Source organism: Kingella pumchi, assembly GCF_022288825.1.
Taxonomy (GTDB): Bacteria; Pseudomonadota; Gammaproteobacteria; order Burkholderiales; family Neisseriaceae; genus Kingella_D; species Kingella_D pumchi.
This window is the reverse complement of the sequence record NZ_JAKOOW010000024.1, coordinates 179,846-186,297: the sequence shown is the minus strand read 5'-3', so window position 1 is coordinate 186,297 and position 6,452 is coordinate 179,846. Positions and strand designations below refer to the sequence as shown.

The 6,452-nt window shown below is 59.2% G+C and carries 8 protein-coding genes; 5 read left to right on the top strand and 3 right to left on the bottom strand.

Annotated features, from left to right (window positions below):
- Positions 1 to 108: 108 nt before the first annotated feature.
- Positions 109 to 849, bottom strand: a complete 741-nt coding sequence (locus tag MB824_RS06960; protein ID WP_238747508.1) for a UDP-2,3-diacylglucosamine diphosphatase — start codon at positions 847 to 849, stop codon at positions 109 to 111.
- 13 nt (positions 850 to 862) lie between these two features.
- A complete protein-coding gene (locus MB824_RS06955) occupies positions 863 to 1,219 on the bottom strand; it encodes a Spx/MgsR family RNA polymerase-binding regulatory protein (protein ID WP_238747506.1) in 357 nt (118 codons plus the stop codon).
- Between the two features lie 126 nt (positions 1,220 to 1,345).
- Between MB824_RS06955 and MB824_RS06950 the strand changes: the two genes are divergently transcribed.
- The 5 genes from MB824_RS06950 (at position 1,346) to MB824_RS06930 (ending at position 4,898) form a co-directional block, all read left to right on the top strand.
- Positions 1,346 to 1,981, top strand: a complete 636-nt coding sequence (locus tag MB824_RS06950; protein WP_238747504.1) for a hypothetical protein — start codon at positions 1,346 to 1,348, stop codon at positions 1,979 to 1,981.
- Between the two features lie 114 nt (positions 1,982 to 2,095).
- On the top strand, positions 2,096 to 2,971 hold the full coding sequence (locus tag MB824_RS06945) for an ATP-binding protein (RefSeq protein ID WP_238747502.1): 876 nt from the start codon (positions 2,096 to 2,098) through the stop codon (positions 2,969 to 2,971).
- Positions 2,972 to 3,048: 77 nt separating this feature from the next.
- Positions 3,049 to 3,786, top strand: coding sequence for a glutamine amidotransferase (locus tag MB824_RS06940; RefSeq protein WP_238747500.1), 738 nt, complete (start codon positions 3,049 to 3,051; stop codon positions 3,784 to 3,786).
- Between the two features lie 129 nt (positions 3,787 to 3,915).
- Positions 3,916 to 4,368 carry a hypothetical protein gene (locus MB824_RS06935; RefSeq protein ID WP_238747498.1) on the top strand — a complete coding sequence of 151 codons (453 nt, stop codon included), beginning with the start codon at positions 3,916 to 3,918 and terminating at the stop codon, positions 4,366 to 4,368.
- Positions 4,369 to 4,460: 92 nt separating this feature from the next.
- Positions 4,461 to 4,898, top strand: a complete 438-nt coding sequence (locus MB824_RS06930; protein ID WP_238747496.1) for a hypothetical protein — start codon at positions 4,461 to 4,463, stop codon at positions 4,896 to 4,898.
- A 253-nt stretch (positions 4,899 to 5,151) separates the two neighbouring features.
- On the opposite strand, the gene xseA is transcribed toward MB824_RS06930, so the two are convergent.
- Positions 5,152 to 6,450 carry an exodeoxyribonuclease VII large subunit gene (gene xseA / locus MB824_RS06925; protein ID WP_238747494.1) on the bottom strand — a complete coding sequence of 433 codons (1,299 nt, stop codon included), beginning with the start codon at positions 6,448 to 6,450 and terminating at the stop codon, positions 5,152 to 5,154.
- Positions 6,451 to 6,452 lie beyond the last annotated feature (2 nt).

The following is a 6,452-nucleotide window of genomic DNA, read 5'->3' as shown; positions in this document are numbered from 1 at the left end:
ACCGGATGGCGCGGCAGGCATGTGTTGCGGACTACCGCTGGCCGTAGGCCTGCGCCTGTTCGCATAATTTATATTATGTAAAATTATTTTAATATCCGTTTATTTTTGCTAAGTTTGCCGCAGCGTCAGTTTTTTCATTTCCGCCCCCTGCGGTGAGACCGCAAGATAGCCGCCTTCGCTGCCGTACCAGTCCGGCAACACATAGCGTTCGACTGTTTGGCCTTGAACTTGGTGGTGGTGGATGTCCGGGCGGTGGGTGTGGCCGTGGATAAGCGCGCTGCAGCCGGGATGGGCGGCAAAAGCAGCCTGAACGCCGTTTTCGGTAACGTCGGCGGCGGGAACGTAGCCGCGGCGGTTTTGGATTTGGCGGCTTTTCTGCCTCATCTTAGCGGCGATTTTGCGCCGCAGCGCCAGCGGCAGCGAGAGCAGCAGTTTTTGCACGATTGGGCAGCGCATCAGGCGGCGGAAACGCTGGTAGCCGGTATCGGCGGTGCACATTTCGTCGCCGTGGCTCAGCAGATAGCGTTTGCCGTAGAGCGATACGGCGTATTGCTCGGGCAAAATAGTAAAGCCGGTGCGCTCGGCATAGCGGCGGCCGACCAGAAAATCGCGGTTGCCGCAGATAAAGTAAACCGGCGTTTCGGCGCTGAAGGCTTTGAGCCGCGCGGCGGCGGCCAATGCGGCACCGTCGGCAGCATCGTCGCCCAGCCAGGCTTCGAATAAGTCGCCGAGAATATAGAGCGCGTCCACCCTGCCTTGCCAGTCGTCCAAAGCCTGAATAAACAGGCGGTTGAGTTCGGGTGTGCTGTCGGACAGGTGCAGATCGGCGATAAACACGGTTTGCGGCATGGCCAATCCGTTTTCAGGCTGCCTGAAACAGGCTTTGGTACAGGGTTTCGTCAAAACCGCAATACAGCTGCCCGTTGTACTCGAGCAGCGGCCGCTTGATCAGGCTGGGATGGGCGGCCATCAGCGCGATGGCGCCGGCTTCGCTTGCAGCCTGCGCCTGCTCGGCGGCGCTGAGTTTGCGCCAGGTGGTGCCGCGTTTGTTCAAGAGCTGCGCCAGTTCGATTTGCTGCAGCCAGCGGCCGATTTGCGCCGCATCGGGCGGTGTTTTTTTGAAATCGCAAAACTGATAATCCGCGCCGGCTTCTTTGAGTCGGGTGCGGGCTTTTTTTACGCTGTCGCAGTTGGTGATGCCGTATAGCGTCGTCGTCATGGATGCGGCTCCTGTTTCCAAACGCGCACATTGTACGGAATCGGCGGTTTTTTGTCTTGTCGCCGCCGGCGAATGGGGCTATCCTTGCCGCCCTTGACCGTCTATCAGAAACCGGAGAATGATGAAATGAAAAAACTGTTGTTGCTGGGTTCCGTATTGGCGCTGTCCGCTTGCGGCGGCGACGGGGTATCCAAGTCCGACCTGCAGGAAGCCATCAATACGGCCAATGCCGAAAATGCCGTCTGCCTGCCCTACCGCCTGAACGTCGAGCACCGCCTGGAAAACGAAAATCCGGCCGACACTTTGGTGGGTGCACCGCAAATCCGCCTGCTCAAGCGGCAAAACAGCGGCAAGCACGCCAATGAAGCGGCGATGGCGCAGATGGAAATGCTCAGCGACGCCGGTTTGTACAAAAAAGGCAAAGAGCTGCGCATCGGCGAAGGCGAAGCCGCCATCCGCTATGTGGTGTTCGACTTGACCGACAAAGGCTCGGAGCAGATTCTCGCTTCCATCCACGGCCCGCTGCTGTGCGTCGGCCACGAGAAGGTTGACAGCATCAATTTCTACACCGAACCTTCCCCCGCCAACGGCGTTACCCTGACCCAGGTTTCCTACCAAGCCAAAGTGGAGCCCGAACGCTGGGCGCGCAAGCTGATCAAGTCCGACGACAACTTCGCCGAAATCCGCGAAAGCCACGCGAAAACCGCCACGCTGGTGAAAACCAACGACGGCTGGCGCGACATCCGCGATTTGCGCAACTAATATTTCAGGCTGCTTTTTACCCAAAAGCAGCCTGAAAACCGCCGCCGATTCCTTTTCAGGCTGCCTGAACCGCAAGCGCTTAGGCAGCCTGAAAGCTGTTTGACGAAATAAACGATGAAAAACAAAACCGCCACTAAAAAACTGCTGCGCACCCTGCTGGCCGCCCTGCAGCGCTGGGAACAGACCCTGCCGCCGTCACCGGCGCCAACCGACTGGCGCGCCCTCGCCTACCGCTGGCAGGCCGATGGCAGCGGCGGCACGCTCAGCGCCCTGCCCGATCCGCATACTTTCCCGCTGGAGCGGCTGGCCGCCGTCGGCCGCCAAACCGAGCAGCTGGTGCGCAATACCGAACAGTTTTTGCACGGCCGCCCGGCCAACAACGTGCTACTCAGCGGCGCGCGCGGCACCGGTAAATCCTCGCTGGTCAAAGCCATGCTCCACCGCTACGCCGGCGAAGGGTTGCGGCTGGTGGAAGTGGACAAAAGCGATCTTGCCGCCCTGCCCGCCCTGCTCACAATCCTGCAGCGCCGTCCCGAAAAATTCATTGTGTTTTGCGACGATTTGTCGTTTGAAGAAGGCGAAAGCAGCTACAAAGCGCTGAAAACCGCGCTGGATGGCGGCCTGTCGCAGCGCGCCGCCAACGTTTTGGTGTACGCCACATCCAACCGCCGCCACCTGATGCCCGAATATCTCGACGAAAACGGCGGCCATACCGGCAGCCGCGGCGAAATCCACCAGGGCGAAGCCGTTGAAGAAAAAATCTCGCTCTCCGACCGCTTCGGCCTGTGGCTGAGTTTTTATCCGTTCGACCAAGAAGAATATCTGGCCGCCGCCCGCAGCTGGCTGGTCGATTTCGGCATCGGATGGGAGGACACCACCCGCCGCGCCGCGCTCAACTGGGCGCAGCTGCGCGGCAGCCGCTCCGGCCGCACCGCCTACCAGTTTGCCTGCGACTGGGCCGGCCGCCTGCCCGAAGAGCGCCGTCTGTAAACCTTTTCAGGCAGCCTGAAAGCCGTTTTGCCGTTTTCAGGCTGCTTTTGTCCAACCCTTTTACCAATCCAACCATAATGATGAACCCGCAATCCGCTTCCAAACCCCTGATTATCGTCAAACTCGGCTCCGCGCCCGCCAGCGTCAGCGCCCGTTTCGGCGACTACGAACAACACATCGCCGCCCTGCTTGCCGACAGCGGCCTGCCGCTGCAGATTGTCCGCGCCGTCGATGGCGAAGCGCTGCCCGACTACCGCCAAATTGCCGGCGCGGTGCTCACCGGCTCGCCCAGCATGGTCGGCGAGCGCAAAAGTTTCAGCGAAACCGTGCGCGGCTGGCTCCAGCAGGCGGTGCCCGCCGGCCTGCCGGTGTTCGGCATCTGCTACGGCCACCAGCTCTTGGCCGACGCCTTCGGCGGCGAAGTCGGAGCCAACCCCAACGGGCTGGAAATCGGCACCATCCCGCTCGAGCGCCAGCCCGCCTGCGACGGTGACCCGCTGTTTGCGCCGCTGCCGCCGCAGCTGTGCGCCAACGCCACCCATTTCCAATCGGTGCTGAAACTGCCCGCCGGCGCCGTCGCCCTGCTCGCCAACCGGCACGACGCCCACCAGGCCTACCGCTACGGCAAAAACGCCTGGGGCGTGCAGTTCCACCCCGAATTCACCGCCCCGCTGATGCAGGCCATGCTCGAACTGCGCCGGCAGGAGCCGGCCGCTGCCGGCCGCGATACCGATGCCGAAATCGCCGCCGTGCGCGAGAGCGCCGATGCCGCCGGCATCCTGCGCCGCTTTGCCGCTTTTGTCTGTCGGCGCTAAAACGATGGTGTTGCAGCTGGTGCTGAATAACAGTTATCCGAAACAGTGCCAGCGCAATAAAAATACTGCATAGGAATTTGCCAAGCCGGTTGTAGAATTCAAAACCTTCTAACCGATGGAGAATATGTTATGAAAGCTACGTTTTTGTCTTTATCATTAGTTTTACTGAATTTGACTGCCTATGCCAAACCGCCGTTAAAAATCATCCATTCCTGTACAACCACCACCGGTAAGCAATTAGCTGTTTACCGGCAAGGGAACGACTATATTTACAGCTTTGGACGCAAAGGCCGCAAGCCGGAATTGACGTTTCGTAATCCGAAAAAAGATGTGTTGACCCGCAGTGGTAACAGCACCAAAAATGGTACCTCTGGAATGTGGGGGGAAATGTCGATGGAAAATAAGGGATATGAATACAATGTATTTTGGCGGGTAAATCAAGACCGTGGTCACACACTTTCATACGGCGTGGAAGTTTCAAAAATCAGTGAGAAAAATAATCTGAACTATTCTGCTCCAGAAATCTTTTGTGACAAACGATATCCCATTATTAGAAATACAGAACCGGAATTTATGATTTAAGCTATATTGCGGCCTAAGGGTAGCCTGAAAACCGAAACACGGTTTTCAGGCTGTTGCAAAAGTAAACGACAGAGACAGAACAGAGGTAGATTATGAAAAAACCATACTTGCTTTTGCTGCTGGCAGTCGCTTTTTCCGCCGGGGCACAATCGAATCAGGAATATATTTATGAGCTGCCGTCCGCCCTGACCGGCGTGCTGAAGTCCAGAATTATTCACGATCCAGAGTCTTCCCATTCAGTTGAATGGCAGGGTTTGGTTTTAGACAAACCAATTAATATTTCTCCCATAGAAAAACATAGTGATACAAGTTCTTATGTTTCTGCAGCATTCCGACAGACAAATGTTAAAGTTGCGGATCTGATCATATCGGACAGCCAGTGGAAAAAATACCGAAAATTTAAAAACAAGCATGTAAAAATATGGTGTACCCCGTATCCGCGCGATCCGGTTTACCGTTTTTATACGGTAGGTGAAATCCTATGTGATGTAAAACACATTATGGAAATAAAAAATCCAAGAGGGAAATAAGCCAAGGCGTTATTGGGAGTTTCCATGAAAAAAAGCAGCCTGAAACTTTCAGGCTGCTTTTGTTGTTGTCCGCCATAAAAAATCATGCGGGATTTTGCATTTGCCTTTTGTCCGATATGCTGAGAATGTTTCGGACAGCCGCAGCACGAATCCGCTTTCAACGCTGCCGTTTTATCTGCGCGGCAATGTTTCAGGCTGCCTGTCAGTCCTTTTTTATCGGAACAACAGGCAGCCTGAAAAGTTTCTTCACGGCTTAGTCGAACAATTCGCCCTGCCCGTGCGGCGGCAGCACCTGGATGCCGCGGCTGCCGTCGGCCAGCGTCAGCTGCAGCTTCTGGCCGGTTTTCAGCGACGCGGTATCGCGCACCACTTTGCCGCGGGCGGTGCGGACAACGGCAAAGCCGCGGGCAAGGATGTTGTCGGGCGACACCGCGTGCAGCAGGGTTTGCTGCCGCTGCAGCCGCTCGGCCGCCTGCCGGAAAAACTGCCCGCCGGCGCGGGCAAAGGCCGCTTGGGCGGCGGTCAGCTCGCGGCGGTGGCGGGTGCCGTCGGGTTTCTGCAGCTGCAGCAGGCGCGCGGCAGCGGCGCTTTGCTGGCGGCGCTGCGCCAAATGCAGCCTGAAAGCCTGCTGCAGCTGCCGCGCCTGCGCCGACAGGCTGTCGCGCTGTTCCTGCAGCTTGCGGCGCGGATGCTGCAGGCGGGCGGCCGCGGCGTCGGTGCGCTGGGCGGCGTGCTGGTAGTGGCGGCGCAGCAGTTCGGTGAGCAGGCGGCTGCGGTTTGCGAGCAGACGCAGCGTTTCCGCGCGGTCGGGCGCGGCCAGTTCGGCGGCGGCGGTCGGCGTCGGCGCGCGCAGGTCAGCGGCAAAATCGCACAGGGTGAAATCGGTTTCGTGGCCGACGCCGCTCACCAGCGGAATCGGGCTGGCAGCCACCGCGCGCACCAAGACTTCTTCGTTGAACGCCCAAAGGTCTTCGATGCTGCCGCCACCGCGGCACACAATCAGCACATCGGCCTGATTGTGTTCGGCGGCAGCCTGAACGGCGGCAGCCAGCGTGCGTTCGCTGCCGGCGCCCTGCACCGCGGCCGGATACACCACCAGCGGGATTTCCGGCGCGCGGCGGCGCAGGGTGCTGACCACGTCGCGCAGCGCGGCGGCGGCCAGGCTGGTAACAATGCCGATGCAGCGCGGCCGTGCCGGTAGCGGCCGTTTGCGCGCAGCATCGAACAGCCCTTCGGCCTGCAAAGCCTGCTTCAGGCGCTCGTAGCGCTCGTAAAGCTGCCCCAGCCCCACCTGCCGCACTTGGGCAACGGTAATCTGAAACTCGCCGCGCGCTTCGTACAGGCTGATTTTGCCTGCCACTTCGATGTGCGCGCCTTCCTGCAGCGGCACCGCCAGCCGCTGGGCGGCGAATTTGAACATCACGCAGCGCACCTGCGCGGCGCCGTCTTTGAGCGAAAAATAATAGTGGCCGCTGGCGGCGCGGGTCAGGTTGGACACTTCGCCCGCCACCCACAGGCCGGCAAAACGGCTCTCCAGCAGCTCGCGCGCCAGGG

Coding starts and splice junctions, on each gene's coding strand:
- MB824_RS06935 (WP_238747498.1), top strand. CDS start 3,916: ATGAAAGCTACGTTTTTGTCTTTATCATTAGTTTTACTGAATTTGACT.
- MB824_RS06950 (WP_238747504.1), top strand. CDS start 1,346: ATGAAAAAACTGTTGTTGCTGGGTTCCGTATTGGCGCTGTCCGCTTGC.
- MB824_RS06940 (WP_238747500.1), top strand. CDS start 3,049: ATGATGAACCCGCAATCCGCTTCCAAACCCCTGATTATCGTCAAACTC.
- MB824_RS06955 (WP_238747506.1), bottom strand. CDS start 1,219: ATGACGACGACGCTATACGGCATCACCAACTGCGACAGCGTAAAAAAA.
- MB824_RS06960 (WP_238747508.1), bottom strand. CDS start 849: ATGCCGCAAACCGTGTTTATCGCCGATCTGCACCTGTCCGACAGCACA.
- MB824_RS06945 (WP_238747502.1), top strand. CDS start 2,096: ATGAAAAACAAAACCGCCACTAAAAAACTGCTGCGCACCCTGCTGGCC.
- MB824_RS06930 (WP_238747496.1), top strand. CDS start 4,461: ATGAAAAAACCATACTTGCTTTTGCTGCTGGCAGTCGCTTTTTCCGCC.